The sequence below is a fragment of the Bradyrhizobium sp. BR 10261 genome (genome assembly GCF_019455395.1).
In the GTDB taxonomy this organism is placed as follows: domain Bacteria; phylum Pseudomonadota; class Alphaproteobacteria; order Rhizobiales; family Xanthobacteraceae; genus Bradyrhizobium; species Bradyrhizobium manausense.
The window spans coordinates 91090-109880 of sequence record NZ_JACOFQ010000021.1 but is presented as its reverse complement, the minus strand read 5'-3'; the positions used below and the strand labels follow the sequence as shown (position 1 = coordinate 109880).

The 18791-nt window shown below is 64.9% G+C and carries 13 protein-coding genes and 1 tRNA gene; 4 read left to right on the top strand and 10 right to left on the bottom strand.

The annotated features are described in order from the left end of the window. Positions 1 to 254: 254 nt before the first annotated feature. Both metC and HYH07_RS23845 read left to right on the top strand, forming a co-directional pair. Complete coding sequence (gene metC / locus HYH07_RS23850; protein WP_220004782.1) at positions 255 to 1439, top strand: cystathionine beta-lyase; 1185 nt, start codon at positions 255 to 257, stop codon at positions 1437 to 1439. 134 nt (positions 1440 to 1573) lie between these two features. After that, the gene (locus HYH07_RS23845) at positions 1574 to 3262 is read left to right on the top strand and encodes a Na/Pi cotransporter family protein (RefSeq protein WP_220004781.1); all 1689 of its coding nucleotides are present in this window, start codon (positions 1574 to 1576) and stop codon (positions 3260 to 3262) included. On the opposite strand, the gene HYH07_RS23840 is transcribed toward HYH07_RS23845, so the two are convergent. The 7 genes from HYH07_RS23840 to HYH07_RS23810 form a co-directional block, all read right to left on the bottom strand. Further along, on the bottom strand, positions 3236 to 3673 hold the full coding sequence (locus tag HYH07_RS23840) for a DUF3592 domain-containing protein (protein ID WP_220004780.1): 438 nt from the start codon (positions 3671 to 3673) through the stop codon (positions 3236 to 3238). The genes HYH07_RS23845 and HYH07_RS23840 overlap by 27 nt on opposite strands. Before the next feature lie 38 nt (positions 3674 to 3711). Beyond that, positions 3712 to 4050, bottom strand: a complete 339-nt coding sequence (locus tag HYH07_RS23835) for a lipid-A-disaccharide synthase N-terminal domain-containing protein (protein WP_220004779.1) — start codon at positions 4048 to 4050, stop codon at positions 3712 to 3714. Next, complete coding sequence (locus tag HYH07_RS23830; RefSeq protein WP_220004778.1) at positions 4047 to 4781, bottom strand: glycosyltransferase family 2 protein; 735 nt, start codon at positions 4779 to 4781, stop codon at positions 4047 to 4049. Before HYH07_RS23830 ends, HYH07_RS23835 begins: the two co-directional genes overlap by 4 nt. Positions 4782 to 4844: 63 nt before the next feature. Then, positions 4845 to 5690, bottom strand: coding sequence for a phosphatase PAP2 family protein (locus HYH07_RS23825; protein ID WP_220004777.1), 846 nt, complete (start codon positions 5688 to 5690; stop codon positions 4845 to 4847). A gap of 1 nt (position 5691) precedes the next feature. Further along, positions 5692 to 7434 (bottom strand): glycosyltransferase family 39 protein, encoded by a 1743-nt coding sequence (locus HYH07_RS23820; protein ID WP_220004776.1) that lies wholly within the window; start codon positions 7432 to 7434, stop codon positions 5692 to 5694. A gap of 50 nt (positions 7435 to 7484) precedes the next feature. Further along, positions 7485 to 9593 (bottom strand): penicillin-binding protein 1C, encoded by a 2109-nt coding sequence (gene pbpC / locus HYH07_RS23815; RefSeq protein WP_220004809.1) that lies wholly within the window; start codon positions 9591 to 9593, stop codon positions 7485 to 7487. A gap of 95 nt (positions 9594 to 9688) precedes the next feature. After that, positions 9689 to 14896 (bottom strand): alpha-2-macroglobulin, encoded by a 5208-nt coding sequence (locus HYH07_RS23810; protein WP_220004775.1) that lies wholly within the window; start codon positions 14894 to 14896, stop codon positions 9689 to 9691. Positions 14897 to 15300: 404 nt separating this feature from the next. On the opposite strand from HYH07_RS23810, the gene HYH07_RS23805 reads away from it, so the two are divergent. Beyond that, positions 15301 to 15377, top strand: a tRNA-Arg gene (locus tag HYH07_RS23805). A gap of 1248 nt (positions 15378 to 16625) precedes the next feature. On the opposite strand, the gene HYH07_RS36630 is transcribed toward HYH07_RS23805, so the two are convergent. After that, positions 16626 to 16757 carry a hypothetical protein gene (locus HYH07_RS36630; protein ID WP_283842851.1) on the bottom strand — a complete coding sequence of 44 codons (132 nt, stop codon included), beginning with the start codon at positions 16755 to 16757 and terminating at the stop codon, positions 16626 to 16628. Between the two features lie 337 nt (positions 16758 to 17094). On the opposite strand from HYH07_RS36630, the gene HYH07_RS23800 reads away from it, so the two are divergent. Next, the gene (locus HYH07_RS23800; RefSeq protein ID WP_220004774.1) at positions 17095 to 17265 is read left to right on the top strand and encodes a hypothetical protein; all 171 of its coding nucleotides are present in this window, start codon (positions 17095 to 17097) and stop codon (positions 17263 to 17265) included. 304 nt (positions 17266 to 17569) lie between these two features. Here the strand turns inward: HYH07_RS23800 and HYH07_RS23795 are convergent, their stop codons facing one another. Further along, positions 17570 to 18349: a hypothetical protein gene (locus HYH07_RS23795; protein ID WP_220004773.1), complete on the bottom strand. Its 780-nt coding sequence runs from the start codon at positions 18347 to 18349 to the stop codon at positions 17570 to 17572. A gap of 197 nt (positions 18350 to 18546) precedes the next feature. Further along, positions 18547 to 18786, bottom strand: a complete 240-nt coding sequence (locus HYH07_RS23790; protein ID WP_057754848.1) for a hypothetical protein — start codon at positions 18784 to 18786, stop codon at positions 18547 to 18549. Positions 18787 to 18791: the final 5 nt, after the last annotated feature.

Here is an 18791-nt window from a genome sequence, read left to right as displayed (position 1 = left end):
TACCTTAATCCTCGCCGCTGGCGCCCGCCGCTGTGGCTGTGGCGCAAGGTCCGGTCAGACGATGGATCGAAGGTCGCGGCAGGCCCCTCAACATGCGGCGACTGAATAGCACCTGCGCATCACAGAACGACTGGCGAGCCGGGTCAAGGGGTTGACGGGACTCTTCTGTGTTCTGTTATTAACGACCGCGGCCCCGAGGCCGCCCCGGCCGTGCGGTCCGCGCCCGGCGGAAACGCTTTTTTGAAAGCAGACGCATGGATTCCTCGCACTCCGCAGAGCAGCACGCCGAAACCCGCCTGATCACCTCCGGTCGCGACACCAAGGCGCAGAAGGGGTTCGTCAATCCGCCGGTGTTCCACGGCTCGACCGTGCTCTATCCCACCGCCGAGGACCTGCATGCCCACCGCGGCGAGTTCACCTATGGCCGCCACGGCACCCCGACCACCAGGGCGTTCCAGGACACGCTGATGGCGTTGGAGGGACCGCAATGCGCCGGCGTCGGCATCGTGCCGTCGGGCCTTTCGGCGATCTCCACCACCCTGCTCTCGGTGCTGAAGACCGGCGATCACATCCTCGTTGTTGACAACATCTATCGGCCCTCACGCAATTTCTGCAACGGCATGCTCGCCCGTTACGGCGTCCAGACAACCTATTTTGATCCGCTGATCGGCGCCGGCGTCGAGAAGCTGTTCAAGCCCAATACCCGCGCCGTGCTGGTCGAGGCGCCAGGCTCGCAATCCTTCGAGATGCCTGACATCCGCGCCATCGCCGACGTCGCGCATGGGCGGGACGCGCTCGTCATCGACGACAACACTTGGGCGACGCCGCTCTATCACCGCTCGCTCGAACAGGGCGTCGACATCTCCATGCAGGCGGCCACCAAATATATCGGCGGCCATTCCGACATCATGTTCGGCACGATCTCGGCCAATGCCAGGGCCTGGCCGCAGATAGCCGAGGGCATCCGCCTGCTCGGCGTCTGCGCCGGCCCCGATGATGTCTTCCTCGCACTGCGCGGCCTGCGCACGCTGTCGGTGCGGCTCGCGCAGCATCATCGCTCGGGTCTGGAGATGGCGCGCTGGCTCGCTGGCCGGCCCGAGGTCGCGCGCGTGCTGCATCCGGGGCTCGAGAGCGATCCGGGGCACGCGATCTGGAAGCGCGACTTCACCGGCGCCTCCGGCCTGTTCAGCATCGTGCTGAAGCCCGCGCCGCAAACGGCCGTCGACACCATGCTGAACACGCTCAACCTGTTCGGCATGGGTTTTTCCTGGGGCGGTTTCGAAAGCCTGGCGATTCCCTTCGATTGCGATGCCTACCGCACCGCGACCAAATGGGCGCCGGGCGGCCCGACGCTGCGACTCCACATCGGACTCGAGAGCGTCGACGACCTCAAGGCCGATCTCGACCGCGGCTTCGCTGCCCTCAAAGCGGCAATGTGAGCCTGCCGGAAAGGCAATGCGCCGCAGGAACGAGCAACCCGAGCAGACGTTAGCGCCGATGCGCCATCAAATGATTTGAACCTCAACCATTTGGCGTTAGCCTCACCCGTCGACTCCAAGTCCGGACACGGAGAATGGGTACGTTGGTTCTGCTCGATCTGATGGGTGGCGTGGCGCTGTTGCTGTGGGGCCTGCATATGGTCCACAGCGGGATTTTGCGTGCGTTCGGTCCCGACCTCAGGCATCTGCTCGGCAAAGCCCTCGGCAACCGCTTCAGCGCCTTCGCCGCCGGCCTTGGCCTCACCGCGCTGCTCCAAAGCAGCACGGCAACGGCCCTGCTCACCAGCTCTTTCGCCGCCGAGGGTCTGCTGAGCCTCGTCGCCGCGCTTGCCATCATGCTCGGGGCCAATGTCGGCACAACCCTGATCGTGCAGGTGCTGTCGTTCAACATCGCCGCCGTTGCGCCCGTGCTGTTCGTGCTCGGCCTCGTCGCCTTCCGCGCGGGCCCGCGCTCGCGGATCAAGGACATCGGCCGCGTCTGCATCGGCCTCGGCTTGATGCTGCTGTCGCTGCACATCCTGCTCGACACGCTGGCGCCGGCGGAGAATGCGCCCGGCATGCGGGTGGTGATGACGGCGATCACGGGTGATCCCGTGCTTTGCATCGTGATTGCCGCCCTCCTCACCTGGCTGGTGCATTCGAGCGTCGCCAGCGTGCTGCTGATCATGTCGCTGGCCTATTCGCAGTTCATCACGCCCTATGCGGCTTTCGCTTTGGTGCTTGGCGCCAATCTTGGCAGCGCCATCAATCCCGTGTTCGAAGGCACAAAGCGCGACGACCCAGCGAGCTATCGCCTGCCGGTCGGCAATCTCGTCAACCGCGTGGTCGGTATCGCACTGGTCCTGCCCTTCCTGGGCACGATCGCGGATCACATCCACGCCTGGCAGCCGGACCTTGCGCGGATGACGGCCGCCTTCCATGTCGCGTTCAATGTCGGCACGGCGATCATCTTCGTCGGCCTGCTCGATCCAATGTCGCGCCTGCTCACCCGGCTGCTGCCCGATCGCGTGCAGGAAACCGATCCCGCCCGGCCGCGCTATCTCGATGAGACCGCGCTGGATACGCCGTCACTGGCGCTTGCGGACGCCGCCCGCGAAACCCTGCGCATGGGCGATCTGGTCGAGACCATGCTGCGCAAGGTGATGGCCGCGATGATGACGGGCGACCGTTCGCTGGTCGACCAGGTCTCCAAGATGGACAACATCGTCGACAGCCTCGACGAGGCCATCAAGCTCTACGTCACCAAGCTGACCCGCGGCAGCCTCGACGAGAGTGAGGGCCGGCGTGCCATGGAGATCATCTCCTTCGCCATCAACCTCGAACATATCGGCGATATCATCGACAAGAACCTGAGCGAGCTCGCCACCAAGAAGATCAAGCGGCGCTTCCAGTTCTCGCCCGAGGGTGCGGACGAGCTCGCCGCCTTTCACAAGCGCACGATGGATTCGCTGCGGATCGCCTTCGGCGTGTTCATGTCGGGCGATGCCAACGAGGCCCGCAAGCTGCTGGTGGAAAAGACCGCGCTGAAGAACACCGAGCTCGCCGCCGTCGAGCGCCATCTCGACCGCCTGCGCGAGGGCCGGCCCGAGACGATCGAGACCACATCGCTGCACCTGGACGTGCTGCGCGATCTCAGGCGCATCCACTCGCATATCTGCTCGGTCGCCTATCCTGTGCTGGATGCGGCGGGCGAGCCCTATCGCCGCTCCGAGGCGGAGACATCAGCCCTGCCCGCCTCAGGCGCGACGGCGCTGCCGCGCTAGGGCTGCGCGCACCAGCACGGCACCGCCCGAAAGCAATAGCCCCGCCACGCAAAGCAGCGTCGGGGCGATCCACAACGTCAGGAACGACAGCAGGCGCGCATCGCCGGGGCGCTGCGGATCGTAGGCGATCCTGACCCGCTCGCCATCGGCATAGGGCTGTGCGGTCGATCCGGATGGGGAGGTGAACGTCATCACGCGGCCGTCGCGTGTGGTGAATTGAAAGGTCGGATGGAGAAACGTGCCGCCGTGGTTTCCACCGCTTCGTGCGACGGCACCGACGAAGCGCGCTTCGGTCTGCTCGGCCCTGGCAAGAAAAGCGATCGTGTCGCCCAGATCGAAAAGGCCGCGCCCGAGCAAGGTCAGGCCGATCAGGAGGACCAACAGGAACAGAACTAGCGGGATTTTGCCCATGCCGATCCGGAGATTTGCATGTCCACGCGAGCCCTGATTCAGCGATTCAACGTCTTCGACGCGCGGCCGCGGTTCTTGATGATCAGCATGATGTTGCGGACGTAGATGATCGTCGCCAGCGCCTGTCCGAGGATGATGACGGGCTCACGTTTGACGACGCCGTAGACCAGCGTCATCAGGCCGCCGCCCATCGAGCAGAACCAGAACGCCATCGGCACTACGCTGTTGCCGGCGCGCTCGCTCGCGATCCACTGCACCAGGAAACGCGCGGTGAAGAACAGCTGCGCAACCAGGCCGAACGCCAGCCAGAAATCGAACTTGGCGACGAAGACGTCGTAGAGATAATTGCTCAACGCCTGTCCGTATTGGATGATCATGCGTTCACCTCAGTTACTTCCGGCGTCGGCTTCTTGCGGCGGATCAACCACCACACGCCGGCGAGATCCATGATCCCGATCCACAGCCGGTCGAAGAAGCCGTAATTGGACACGCCGGAATGGCGGGGCCGGTCGACCACGTCGACATAGGCGATATCGAAGCCTTCGCGGCGCATCAGCGCCGGCAGGAAGCGATGCAGCCCGTCGAAATAGGGCATCATCAGGAAGACCTCGCGGCGGAACGCCTTCAGTCCGCAGCCGGTGTCGCGGGTGCCGTCATTCAGGATGGCGCTGCGAATCCTGTTGGCCACCCGCGACTGGAACTTCTTGAAGCCGGTGTCCTTGCGCCCGACGCGCTGTCCGGCGGCAAGGCCGACATTGACGCCCTTCTCAACCGCCGCGATCAGGTCCGGCAGGAAAGCAGGATTGTTCTGGCCGTCGCCATCGAGCGTCGCCACGATAGCGCCGCGCGCCGCGCGCACACCGCTGCGAACCGCGGCCGACTGGCCGCCGGATTTTGAATGACGAAGCTGCCGCAGATTGCCGCGCTGCCTCATGATCGCCGCGAGCCGCTCGCCGGTCGCATCGGTCGAGCCGTCGTTGACATAGATGATCTCATAGGCCCAGCGGCCATCGAGCGCGGCCGTGATCTCCTCGATCAGGGGCGCAATGTTATCGGCTTCGTTGCGCACGGGGACGACGATGGAGACCGAAGGCTGGGACGACGACAAATCGAAAGCTCGTGGTTGGATTGGCCCGTTCCCGGGAACCCTTGGCCCGGGAAGCAGCCGCTTTTATGGGGCGGATGGGCCGCCGGCAACCCTTTTGAGGCGCCCTGGAAGCGCTCCTGGAAGCGGCACGATGCTGCCGTCGGCGCGGATGGCGAAGGCGAGCCGTCGCGCCGCAAACCAATAGCGGACCGCCATGGCGCCGACCATGCCGACCAGCGCACCGGCCGTGACGTCACTCGGGTGATGCGCCAGCAGCACCAGGCGCGTCAGCAGGATGACAACGGCGTAAGTGAACATGACCACGCGCAGACGCGGCCAAAGCGCCGAAACCGCAAAGGCGAGCGCGAACGCCGTCACCGCATGCCCCGACGGCAGGCTGGCATAAGCCCCCGTGCCTTCGAGCGGGATGAAATTGAACGGATCGGCTTTGCCGCCGACGAACGGACGTCCGCGACCGATGAGATATTTCAGGATCTCGGTGACGAACACCGACAGCGCAACAGACAGAAACAGATATTGCAGCCGCGTCCCGAAGCCGAGCAGCAGCGCCCGGCGGCTGCCATGCATTCCGCTGGCGACGAGCGCCACGACCACCAAGGCTGCGCCCAGCACCCAGAGCACGTTCTCGTCCTTGCCGAAATCGGTGAGGATGCGGATCGGCCACAGCCAGGCCGTGCCGCGAGCCGGCATCAGCTGGATCTCGGTCCCATCGAACGCGAGCATCAGAGCGATCACCAAAGCGGCACCCGCCGCGCTGAGCCACAGCGAATGCCGCGCCAGTTTTCGCGCAGCCGCAGCACGGCGCGAATGCGACGGCGAACGCACGAGCTGCGCGAGCGCCCGTCCCACGACAGAGACCAATTGCGTGGGGTAACTCGCACGCGGCGCGATGGTGGCCGTATCAGGCATCCTAGTCAGGGCCCTCGGAACGGAAGATCGAGATCGAGATCGCACGCCCCTGCGAGAAATTATAGCCGTCGATACGCGCGCCGACCTTGTAGCGCAGCCCGATCGCCTCGGCGCGCTGCACGAAGCTGCGCTCCGAGCGCTGCTCGACCAGGGCAAACCGGCAGCTTCCCTGCCTGAGGAAATCGGCAGCCCCCGATCCGTCGGTGAGCAGCGTCTGGGTGCCGGTCAGGAACACAAGGCTCGGCTCGGCATAGCCGGCTGAGGCCGCCTTGGGCCCGACGCAAGTCACGTTGCGCAGCGCGCGCGCGACCTCGATGCTCGGAAACAGCGGCGTCAACGACGGCAGCACGATGCCGTAGACCGCGACGGCCAGCATGAGCGCTGCGACCAGCGCGTTGAGCAACGAGCGCTCGGCGCGATTGGTGTCGAACAGCCACCAGGCGAACAGGCCGAAGATCAGCGAGGCCGCGATGAACGGCCAGGCCGCGAAGGCCGGCTGCCGCGTCAGCATGACCGCGCCGACGACTGCGATGATCGAACCGCCCGCAGGGATCACGAACCACCAGGCCGAGCCGCGCGCGAGCCACGAGCGCGACAGCACGTTTCGCTCCACCGCCCCGGCGGTGAGGATCGCAATCGCGGGATAGAGCGGCAACACGTAATGCGGCAGCTTGGTCAGCACCGCCTCGAACACGATCCAGGACGGGATCAGCCAGGCCAGCAGGAATTGTGCGCCGGGCTCGCGCCGCGCCCGCCACACCGCCGGCGCCGCCATCGCCGCAAGCGGCGCGCCGGGCCAGAAGGTGATCCAGAACAGCGCCAGATAGACACCGGGCGGCGCGCCATGGGATTCCTGCGCGCCGATCTTGCTCAGCATGTCGCCGCCGACGGAATCCGCAAAAAAGGCATCGCCGGCGCGCCAGAAGATCGCGACGAACCAGGGCAGCACCAGCACCAGCACCCACATCAGACCCCAGACCGGGCGCAAGCGCCATAGCCAGGAGGCATCGCGATCCTGGATCGCGAGCGCGACGATGGTGAGCCCTGCGAACATCAGGATCAGCGGGCCCTTGATCAGGATGCCGACCGCGAGCGCGGTCCAGAAAATCGCCGGCCAGCTCCAGGGCGGATGGGCCTCGTCCTCGGCACGCTGCCAGGACAGATAGGCGCGTGACATCGCGCCCATGGCGGCGACCACCGAGAACAGCAGCACGGCGTCGGTCTTGGCGAGGCGCGCCTCGACACCAAGCAGCACGGAGGCGGCCATCAGCAGCGCGGCGAGCACTGCCCCGCGCCGCGTGACGAAGCCCAGCGCCGTCCAATAGGTCATCAGCACCGCGCCGATCGCACCGATCAACGAGGGCAGCCGATAGACCCAGATGCGCAATTCGGCCTTGGGCAGCTTCAGCACTGTGGCCACGTCGACGGCCGCGGATTGCAACCAGTAGATGCCGACCGGCTTCTTGTAGCGAACGTCCTCCTGGAAGCGAATGTCCACATAGTCGCGGCTCTCGACCATCTGCTTGGTGGCCTGCGCGAACCGTGCCTCGTCGCGGTCGACGGGCGGGATGGTGAAAAATCCCGGCAGAAACAGCAGCAGCGCGCACAGCACCAGGAAGCCCACGGCGCGGGCGTGGCTGGCGGTGACAAAGTCGAGCATCAGCACAAGCCGACTGCCCGGATTCACGGGCGTTTTCGGCTGTCGGGGCGCTCCAAATCGGGGAGTCGGATGGGTCTCGGCCATTGGTTCCGCTTACGCTGAAACCGCCATCGCCACAACCGCTTAAGCCGCTCTCATTGAATTCGAATGACGACTGTGTCCGCGGCGCCCGTGGCGTCGATCACCGTCAGCCGTGCAAAGCCCGGACCGGGCGGATCGATCAGGCGCTGGCGCCGTCCGTCGATCTCGCCCAGCGCCGTTCCGTTGACCATGACAGTCATCGGCAGCACCCCGCCGGCGACCTTGACCGGCATGGCGGCCGCCTCCGCTCCGCCCGACCGATCCACATCGATCCGGGAGCCGTTGAGCGGGAACTGGATGTGGAGCGCCTGCTCGCCGCCGGTCCGGACCAGTTCCCCGACGGGCCGGAACCGTTTCAGCGGCAACGGCAACTTGGCGTTGTTGGCAAGGAGGGTTCCCTTGGGGGGCTTTGGCAGTGGGCTCAACGTCTTGCCGGTCCGTGCGAAGGCATCGAACAGAATGGGCGCGGCGGCGAGGCGGCCGATCAGGCCGGGCACCGGCGCGCCATCGGGCCGGCCGACCCAGACGCCGATGGTCATGCGGCCGTCGAACCCGACCGACCAAGCATCGCGATAGCCATAGGAGGTGCCGGTCTTGAAGGCGATGCGGTTATGGGCTGCGTTCTCCGGCGGCGGGGTTCCCAGCAGCACGTTGCCGACCTGCCAGGCCGCCACGGGGTCCAAGAGCCGCAGCGGCTCGCGATCATCCTTGGTGGCCATGATCTCGCGGAGTGGCTTGGTGGTGCCGAGCCGAGCGAAGCCTGCATAAAGCTGCGCCAGATCCTGGAGCGTAACGCCGACACCGCCGAGGCCCATCGCGAGCCCTGGCGACTCGTCCTTGGGCAGAACCAGATTGCCGCCGGCCTGCCGCAGCCGCGAGGCCAGCCGGCTCGAGCCGACGCGGTCGAGCAGCACGATGGCCGGCACGTTCAATGACATCTGCAGGGCCTTCTTCACCGGCACCGTGCCCTGGAACGTCATGTCGAAGTTTTCGGGCGCGTAGGAGCCGAAGCGCACCGGACGATCGTCGATCAGGCTGTCGGGGTGAACGAAGCCGTCCTCGAAAGCCAGGCCATAGATGAACGGTTTCAGCGTCGAGCCCGGTGAGCGGATGGCGCGGGTCATATCGACCTGCCCTGCCCGGCTCACATCGAAATAATCGGCCGAGCCGACACGGGCGAGCACGTCGCCGCTCTCGACGTCGACGACGATGATGCCGACCGAAATGTTCGGCCCCAGCGCAATGGCGCGGTCGCGCGCCAGCGGCTCCAGCACCTTCTGCAGATTTGAGTCCAGCGTCAGCTTGATAACAGGCGCATCCTTGACCGTTGCCAGCGCGTTGTCGGAGGCATGCGGCGCCAGGATCGGCATCGGCTTGCGCAGCGTTGGCACGGGCACGGCCTTGGCCTGCCTGGCATCGTCGACGCTGACCACATGCTCCTCGACCATGCGGTCGAGCACGCGATCCCGCGCGATGCGCGCGGCGTCGGGATAACGATCGAGCCGACGGGTTTCCGGCGATTGCGGCAACGCGACCAGGAGCGCGGCCTCCGCCAGCGACAGCCGCTTCGGCTCCTTGCCGAGATAAGCGATCGATGCGGCACGAATGCCTTCGAGATTGCCGCCATAGGGCGCGAGCGCGAGGTAGAGGTTAAGGATCTCGTCCTTGCTCAAGCTTCGCTCCAGCTCGATCGCGCGCACGATCTGATGCAGCTTCGCGTAAAGCGAGCGCTGCCGCCGCGGCTCCATCAGCCGCGCCAGCTGCATCGAGATGGTCGAGCCGCCCGACACGATGTGACCGCGCGTGCCGAGCTGCACCGCCGCGCGCCCGAGCGCCAGCGGATCGATGCCGTCATGGGCGTAGAAGCGCTGGTCCTCATAGGCGAACAGCAGCTTCAGATAGGTCGGATCGACATTCGTCTTGGCATCGACAGGCAGACGCCAGCGCCCGTCCGCCATCGCGTAGGCACGCAACAGCTTGCCGTTGCGATCGACGACAGTGGTCGAGACGCCTCGCGCCTCGTCGAGCGGCAGCGGGCCGAGGGAATAGACCCAGCCGACGAAGCCGATGATGGCGAGGATGAACGCGAGCGCAGCTGCCGATAGAAGACGATGGCGCCAGCCCGGCGCTCTGTCATGGCCGGGCTTGTCCCGGCCATCCACGATCTTGCTGGCCGCATCAAAGCCCGTGGATGCCCGGGACAAGCCCGGGCATGACGACGGAGTATGAGGCGCGAGCTCGTTCATCCAATCACCACTCACTTCGCCGCCCGCACCTCGACTGTGCCCGTGCCGGTGCGGCCGTAGCGCGAGGGGTTGTACATGTCCTCGACATAGGCCTGCGGCAGCACATATTTGCCCGGCGAGACCACGCGCACGACATAGGCGACGGTGAAGACCGCCTTGGAATCCGAGGCCCGGTCGACGGCCGCGGTGAAGCGGTCATCGCGGAATTCGGTATCCTCGGGCTCCGCGCCATCCTCGATCCAGTCCAGCGTGCCGCTGTCGCCCGACGACACCAGCTTCGGATTGTCGATCTCGAGCCCGGCTGGCAGATAGTCGGACACCATGATGTGGCCATATTCAGGCTTGGCTTCCGTAATCTTCAACACCACGGCAAAGCGGTCGTTCTGCTTGACCTTGCTGATGTCGGCCGGCTTGCCGTCGAGCGTGAAGTAGTTGCGCTCGATCTTGAAGCCGTTCGAGGCGGCCGGCTCCGGCGTCACCGGTGAGCCCGATACCGAGATCACCGCCTGCACCGGCGCATCGCCGGTGTTGGTGATCTTCAGCGGCTTGCCGCTCAGCGTATCAGCTTTGTAGCTGCGGTAGAGCGCAGTCTTGATCGGCTGGCCGTCGTCGACCTCGATCGAGAGGTTTTCCTTGGCCAGCGCCCGCGCGGCCAGCACCAGCCATGCATTCTCCTGCGTGGAGGTGTAGGGCGTCAGCCCGCGCGCGACTTCCACCCGCGAGACCGCTTGCGTCAGTGTCGCCTTGGGCGCATTGCCTTCGCTGGCGAGCGAGACCAGCGCTGCGGCATCGCGGAGCTGCGAGCCGTAATCGGTGCGGCCGAACTCCAGCACCGGCTTTGGCGCCAGACTGTCGAGCGCCGCGCTGTAGACCCGTTCGGCGCGGTTGCGATCGCCGACCAGAGCGAGCGCCGCCGCAAGCTGAGATTTGGCGATCGGCGTCGCCAGATTGCTCAGCTTGGTGTCGGCGAGATAGCGGAGATCGCCGATCGGAGCTGCGCCATTGCGGGCGAGCACGTAGAGGCCGTAGGCGAGATCGCGGCCGCCGTCCTTCTCCGGCTCGTTGCCGTTGACGACAGAGTTTCTGATGCGGTCGAGCGCGTTCTTGAACAGAACGTCAGGCACCACAAAGCCCTTTTCACGGGCGCGAGTCAGGAAGTCCGTGACGTAAGCATCGAGCCAGGCGTCATCGCCGCCGGCCGACCACAGGCCAAACGAGCCGTTGGAGCCCTGACGGGCCAAAAGCCGCTCGATGGCGTCGCGGATGCGGTGGTCGACCTCGGTATCCATGGCGAGATGCGCCCCGGCCGCGAGATCGTTGACGTAGAGCAGCGGCATGGCGCGGCTCGTGATCTGCTCCGAGCAGCCATAGGGATAGCGATCGAGCGCCTTGAGGATCGTCGCCGCATCGAGCGCGGTAGACAGGCTCGCCGAGACCGAGACGCTGCCGGTGCCCGGCACGAGGTCGGAGAACATGTCCGAGGTCAGCGTCAGGCTCTCGCCTTTCGCCAGCGTCCGGATCGAGCGCCGCGCCAGCACCTGCGTTGCCGCCTTGACGTCGAGCGCGTAGTGGCGCGCGAGCGTCAGGCCGTTCGGCCCCTTGATGTCGACGTCGAGCGTTGCCTGCCCGGCCGCGGTGGCATCGATGGCAAGCGCGAACGAGTTGCGCTGCTTGGCGGCGAGCTTCACCGTGGTGGCGGGGTGGCCCGTCATCTTCACCGGACCGCCCGTCTTGACGCTGATGACGTAATCGCCGGTCTGGCCCTCGACATTGTCGATCTCGAGATTGACCGTGCCGTGGTCGCCATTGAGCAGGAAGCGCGGCAGGGTCGTGGTCAGCACCACGGGGTCGCGGATCACGACATCGGTGTTGGCGCGGCCGAGTTTTGTGGCCGTCCACGCCACCGCCATCACGCGCGCGGTGCCGGCGAACTCCGGAATGTCGAAGCTGACTTCCGCCGTGCCGTCGGCGCCGACGGTGACGATGCCCGAATAGAGCGCCAGCGGCTTTTGCGCGGGCGGCGAGCCCTGCAGCTCGTCAGCGCCTGCGTCGCCGCCGGATTTGATCTGGCCGCGGGTGCCGGACATGCCGTCGATCAGCTGCCCGTAGAGATCGCGGATTTCCGCCGAGAGCTGACGCTGGCCGAGATAATAATCGTCAGGTGCCGGCGGCTTGTAATTGGTGAGGTTGAGGATGCCGACATCGACCGCGGCGATCACGATCTTGGCGTCTTCGCCGGGATTGAGCCCGTCGAGCCTGACCGGGATCTTGAGCGTCGAATTCGGCCGGATCAGATCCGGCGGCGTCAGCTTCATGGCAAGCGTGCGGGCCTGCTTGTCGATGCCGAACCATTTCAGGCCGATCGCGCGGCCCGGCATGCGCTGGGCGGCCGCATCGAGCGGACGGCGCAGCGTCGCCACCACATAGGCCCCGGTGCCCCAGTCCTTGCCGACCGGGAGCTTCACCTGCGCGGTGCCTTCCTTGACGTCGACGGTCTGCGTCGTCAGCAGGCGGTCGCCGACGACGTTGATGGTCAGCTTGCCGGCGGAGCGGACATTGACCGACACCGTCATGGTATCGCCGGACGCATATTGCGGCTTGTCGATGGAGGTCTCCAGCAAATCAGGCGTATCGGCGCTGCCGTCGGAATACCAGCCGACGTCGAACTGCACCGAGGTCACCGGACCGTCTGCGTCATTCGACTTCACATCGAGCCGGTAGCGGCCGGGCCGGGGCGCCAGCGAGATCCGCGTCGGCTTGTCGGCGGCGATCGTGACGTCACCGTCGGCGACGCGCGAGGTCGACTTGACCGGCTCGTACTCCCAATAATTGTTCTGGCGGTACCATTGATAGCGCGATTCCATCTTCAGGAGCTCGTAGCGCAGGCCGTCGCGGGGAAGCGTCTTGCCCTCGGGCGAGACGAACACGATTTCGAACTCGGCCTTGTCGCCTTCCGCGACGTTCTTGTCGCCGAATAGCGGCTTGATGCCGATCAGCGCGGTCGCGGGCGCGACCGGCAGAACGAGCTTGCGCTCGACGGCGCGGCCGCCGGTCTCGACCATGCGGACGAAGATCTGCGCCTCCTGCGGACGGGTCGAGGCAGGCTGCTTCTCCAGCGTCACGGGGAAGGTCGCAACGCCATTGGCGTCGGCCTCGGGCAGGTTCTCCAGTGGCGTACGCTCGTTCGAGGTGGTCTGCTCGTCATCGACGCCGAACTGGTAGCCAGCATAGCCGGGTCGCCCGGAGGCAGGCGCAATCAGAATGTCGCCCTCGAGGCCGAGGCCGGAGGCCGGTGCGCCGTAGAGGAAATGACCGTCCGCCTTGAGCTCCACAGGAGTGTTAGCTTTGATCAGCTTGTCCTTGGCGGACAATTCGAATTCGATCCGATCGGGGACGTAATCCTCGACCATGAAGGTGGTCTCGCCGACCGACGAGCCCTTCGGATCGGTGAAGGCGCGCACCCGCCAGGTCCCGGTCGGAACGGCCGAGTTGAGCGGCACGGCGAGCGTGCGGCCGCCGGCGCCCTGGTCAGCCAGCACGGCGCGGCGGAATTCGACGCCATCAGGACGCTCGATCACGAGCGTCAGCGGCCCACCATTGACGGCATTGCCCTGCCCGTCGCGCAGCAGCGCGGTGAGATAGACGGTCTCGCTGGAGCGATAGACGCCGCGCTCGGCATAGACGAAGGCATCGGCACCCGCGGGCACGACGCGGCCCGCGACACCACGGTCACTGAGGTCAAAGGCCGAGCTCTTCAGGCTCAGGAAAGCGTAGTCGGCCTTCTCGCCGGTCACCGTCAACATCGCGGGCGACAGGCCGCCCTCGCCGCGCGCCAGCCCCGCCTCGAACAGCACGTGGCCGGCATCGTCGGTCTTGCGCGTCGCCAGAATCTCGTTGTTGCGGGCGACCAGCCGCACCTCCGCTTTGCCAACCGGATCGGTCGAGGCCAGTGAGTTCACGAAGACATGGATGCCGTCATTGCCGGAATACGCTGACACGCCGAGGTCGGAAACGATGAACCATTGGGTTGCGAGCTGATAATCATCGTCGCTGCCCGGCCCCTTGGCCGCCGCCGTCATCACATAGACGCCGGGCTGCAGCTCGCCCAGTGCCTCGTCGACCGGGAACGCGGTGGTGACGTCCTGGTTCAGCGTCATCGCGGTCGCGAGCTCGCCGGACCAGACCTTGACGCCGCGCTCGTTGCCGAGATCGCTGAGCTGGTACTTCGACAAAGTCTTCTGGAAGTCGCTGTCGACCACCGTGTTGATCAGGTTGCGATCGCCGATCCGGAAAACATTGATGTTCACCGCGGGCGTGTTGACGCTGACCACGGGAATGCCGCGCTGCCCGGTCCGCGGCAAGACGTAGGCGCGGCTGGTGAAGCGCACGAACGGCTTGCGGTCGCGCACATAGATGTTGAACTCGGCCGATTTCGGCAGGCCTTCCTTCACCGTCGACGGCAGGCCGGCACGTAAGTTGATGTTGTAGCGCTCGCCATGCTTCAGCCCGTCGACGCAGAGCTGCTTGCCCTCCGCCGACAGCGCCGGCTTGTCCTGGCCTGCGAGCGCCAGGAACGGCGCGAAATCGGTGCGCTTGGCGAGCTCTTCCGAGAACTGGAAGCAGGCGCGCGGGCTCGCTGAATCCAAGTCCACGGTATAGTCGAGCAGGCGGAAGCCGTGCTCGTCGCGCAGCTTCTCATATTGGCCGCGGACATCGGCGACCTCGCGCATGTCCAGCGACAGCCGCAATGCGTCGAGTGCCGGCCGGAACAGATGCCGTTCGGCGAGCGACCTGCCGAGCACCGCGAGCGCATCGGCCTCCTCGCCCTGATTGCCGGCACGCGTGTAAGCGATGTAGGCGGCCGTCGAGGCCCGCTCCCAGAGGAACGTCTGCTCGCTCGAGCTCCGCGGCGTGATCTGGAAGATCACCTTCGCGAGCCGCAGCCAGTTACCGGCGTCATCGGGCGTGGTCGCGGCGATCTGGCCAAGGACCGAGAGCCCGGTGCGGTAATCGTTGCGCTTGAAGGCGGCGTCGGCGTCCGTCTTCAGCGTCGCATTGGTCTTGGCGACCGGCCCTGCCTCGCTCTTGATCTGCGCCTCCAGCTTGATCGCAGAATCAGCGAGATCGTCGCGCTTGAACGCCTTGTCGGCGGCATGCGCCGCGCTCAGGCCAAACGCCAGCGTTGCGCAGAGGGTGACGGCGCGAACCAGACCGATCATGAATGGACTCCCGGAAATCGCGGACGAGCGCCGCGGCGGCGATAATGTGTGCGGAAAGGTGACGGACTCATGGCGATGGAACCAAAGGTGCAAAACGTCGCATTCGCCATGGCAAGGGCACGCCCAGAGGAGACCGATCACGCTACCGCCGCGCACGCCGTCCTGAGGCGCAGGCAATATCGGACCAGTCGACCGGCGACCGTGTCCCGGAAGCTGGTCAGCGTTGCCGGCGACGTAATCCGTCGTCCAGTCCGCTGCCGCTCAACCCGGCACCCTGACACTTCACCGTTCCGGTTTGTCGCAGCACTGAGGAAAACGGTTCGGTTCAGGCTTGGCGAAAGACCAGATTTTTCATATTGCCATGATATATGGTCAGCCGGGCCCCAACCCGGGCTGGCCGGAACGGTCCCGTAGCTCAACTGGATAGAGCATCAGATTTCTACTCTGAGGGTTGCAGGTTCGATTCCTGCCGGGATCGCCACCCGTTCAACTTATCCGCTTCGTTCTTGCGCCCGATCCGTGTTGCGCAACGTCGCTTGGCGCCGACAGCAAATTCAACGCGTTGCGCGGCACTACAAATCACTCCAGGCAACCCGGCAGCAACACGCTCATTCGCTTTCCGTTCACGAACGGAGCGCTGCGATGATCAACGCAATACTTGCAGGGATCGGAGGATCGTCGCGACACTAGTCCCAGCCGTGATCGCCTTAGGCGCCGTCGCGACCAACGACTGGCAGTAGCTCGCGCTCGTTCAGTGCCACAAGGAATCGACTATTTGACTCTCGACAGTACCGAGTTTCGATCGAGGGATGAGTGTCCGCCTTCTCAAACACGAAGCCGTACCCGGCACAGGAAGCTTCGAGGTCCGCTTCGCGGATGGTCGCCGAAGTCGATACTTTTATTTCGACGACCTGCCATCGCGACGGCTCCGTCCAGGACAAGTCCCGCGCGAGCAAGCGATCGATTGGGCGAGAATGTTCGCACGGATTATGCGTGGCTTGATCGAAGGTTGGGACTGGAGGAAAGAGGCCGCCAACTGAGGCGGCCCAACGTGTGGGTGTTCCGCTTGTAGGTACACGTCCGAAGAACAAAAGCAGGTCTATTATATTCAAAGTCCGTTCTCGACCGGAGAACAAAGAGACAAGGGGCGGCCAACGCGAGCAGCATGGCTTGAGGCTGGCTTAATCATCCCAAGTTCGGTCGCCGCATTCGCATTCGAACGTGCGCACGGTCGTACCGCGGTCTGGGAAATGCACCACCCTCAACAAGCGAAGCGTTCTTCCGCAAAATCTACACTTCTTGTCGGGTCGGCTTTCGGTTTCGCCGATCTTTTCCGCCTTAAACAGTTCCATCTGGCTCTAGCCAAAGGTGTTGATGCCTTAGAATTGGGCACAGATCCCGCGCGTTGTTTGTTCAAAAATTAACCTATGTTACCTCTCAAGACGCCCACCCCTACCTGGGTGTTCCGCTTATAAATACACGTTCAAAAGACAAAGCAGGATCAGCACAACCTTTCTCCGCCCTGAGAACTATGGGCCCGCCAGAGCGAACCGGCGGCTCCCCTATATTCTAATCAGCGACCATGCAGGGTTGAGGTTCATTGAACCACCGTCGGCGATCGAGTGATCCCGGTCTTCCGCGCCATCGTTGCCATCGTCAGCACTGCAACGCGCGCGATGACTGCCGTACTTGTCCGGATGTTCGACCAGGTAGTCGCGACCAAACGGGCCTACGGCCCAATGCGATCAGTCCCTGCGCTCGATTCATCGACACGACGATCGCGCGCAAGCTGATGCCACGCCAGCGCCAGCTCGATGAGGCGTTGCCGGTCGGGGCCTTCCGACTCGGCGGCGCGCTTCATAGCTGCCTCGGCTTCATGCTGTGGATCGTACTCGGTACACATGAGTGCCGACTCTAACCGCTCGATCCGGACAAGTGCGTGGCAATTTCGTCCGTATGATTGCGGATAACGGGGCGTGTTGCCGACGATTTCAGCACGCTCTAATTGTGACCTCCATAGAATTGCACTGGCGGTTTCAAACCGCCGGCAAGCGCCCGCTGCGCGCGACGTTGCTGATCATACACACAAAGCGGTGAGGCCCGTTCATTTGCACCGATCTGTGAATTGCATCACAGCCGAGGCTCGGCGCGTCCGCTAAAGAGCGACATAGTACTCCGCAGAACGCGACAGAGGATCGATGGCTCTCCCCCTCACGAGACGAGAAGCCGAAGCGCAAGCGCCCGCGTCGACGCGCAATGCCGACCTGCAAGGCTTCGCCTTTCTCGCAACCATCGCCATCGTGATGACCGCCTGGATCGGTGCCCTGGTCTGGGCTGCGATGGCGTTCCTGACCTGGCTTGTCTCGTAGCGCGAATGGCGCGCTAAAACAGGCAGTGCGCGATCTGCACCCCCTTGATACCCCCGCAAACGATCATGGCCCATAGCGCCAAGCTGATCTGGATCGCGTCCAGCATGTTCCACTCCCCTGCGACTCACCTTTGATTTTTTCTTTGATCAATCGCGCGAGGCGGCAATGAGCGCTAGTGGAAATTTAAGCCGTTGTTGTGCGCCGCCACGGAGATTGATTTGCAAAAAACAGCATTCTGTCATTTCCGCAAACAAATGAGGCGGGCTTGAGCCCGCCTCGTTCAATTCAGATCTCGCTCAGACGCTCAGTAACAGGCGCGCGGATCGACCTGCACATACTGGCCGCTCGGATAGCGGTAATAACAAACCCCTTCGGCGACATAGTAGCCCGGACGTGAAGCGGCCGTTGCTCCCGCGATGGCACCGGTTGCACCGCCGATGACCGCGCCCGCAGCCGCACCCGAGGCGTTGCCCGAAAGCAGGCCGCCGAGCACACCGCCGACAATGGCGCCGCCCAGCGCGCTCGCGCCGGGATCGGGCGCCGGCGGCGGGGGCGGTTCATAAGCCACCGGCGGACCCGGCGGGGGCGCGTAGGCCACCGGCACGTCGTCCACATATTCCTCGGAGATATAAGCGGGTGGGCCGTCCATCCGCTGCGGATAATAGTACCAGACGCCGCCCACGTCCCACCACCAGCCGGGACGGCCATTGTGGACCTCATGACGCCAGCGTCCGCCCTCCCAGGCAAGATTGCCACGGTAGGTATGTCCACCCCAGTCGCGCGCGGGCGCCGGACCGCGCACCATGGTGCGGCCGGGCCTCGGGGACGGACCATCGGCACGGTGCGGACCGGCTCCGGGCGCCGCGTGGGCCTGACCGCCAGGTTGGGAGCCGGATCGCCCTGCCTGCGGTGGCGGACCTTTGCGGGTGTTCTGGTCGGCCGGTGGCGGGCTAGCTGCGCCCTGCCCTGGCGGTTGACCTGCGCCCTTGGGCGGACCCGCGTCCTGCGCCTGGGCGGACAATGCCAGCAACGACATGGCCGAAACCACAGGAATGATGATCTTCATACGGCTGGACGCACCCATTCGTGCCTACCCCTTAACTTTCAGAAATTGCCGTGGCCCATGCGCGATAGCCGATTCCGATCGCATGTGGCTGATGCCGGCTGACATAGCTGATTTGCCAGATTGAGCTGCCAGATTGAGCTGCAAAGGCCGCTATGTCCCGTTACATCTGGTTAAGATCGCGGCGAATTTTCGTCCGGACGGGCGGTAAACCCGGCCTAGCGCGCCGGCTCGATCACATCGCAATTGCGTCGCCCCGACATCAGGCAATCCTGCATCTTGCTGGCTGCTGTGAGGTCCCGAGCGAGCCACAGGCCAACTGCGAGAAGTGCGGCAGCAATGATGAGCCCGGCGACCGCGCCACGACGGCTGTCGCCGGATTGGGATTTGGGGGATTGGGGTTTGGGCGAAGCTTTGGGCTTCTCTACGGGTTCGGGCATCAAGTCAGGCTCGGACATGGGCG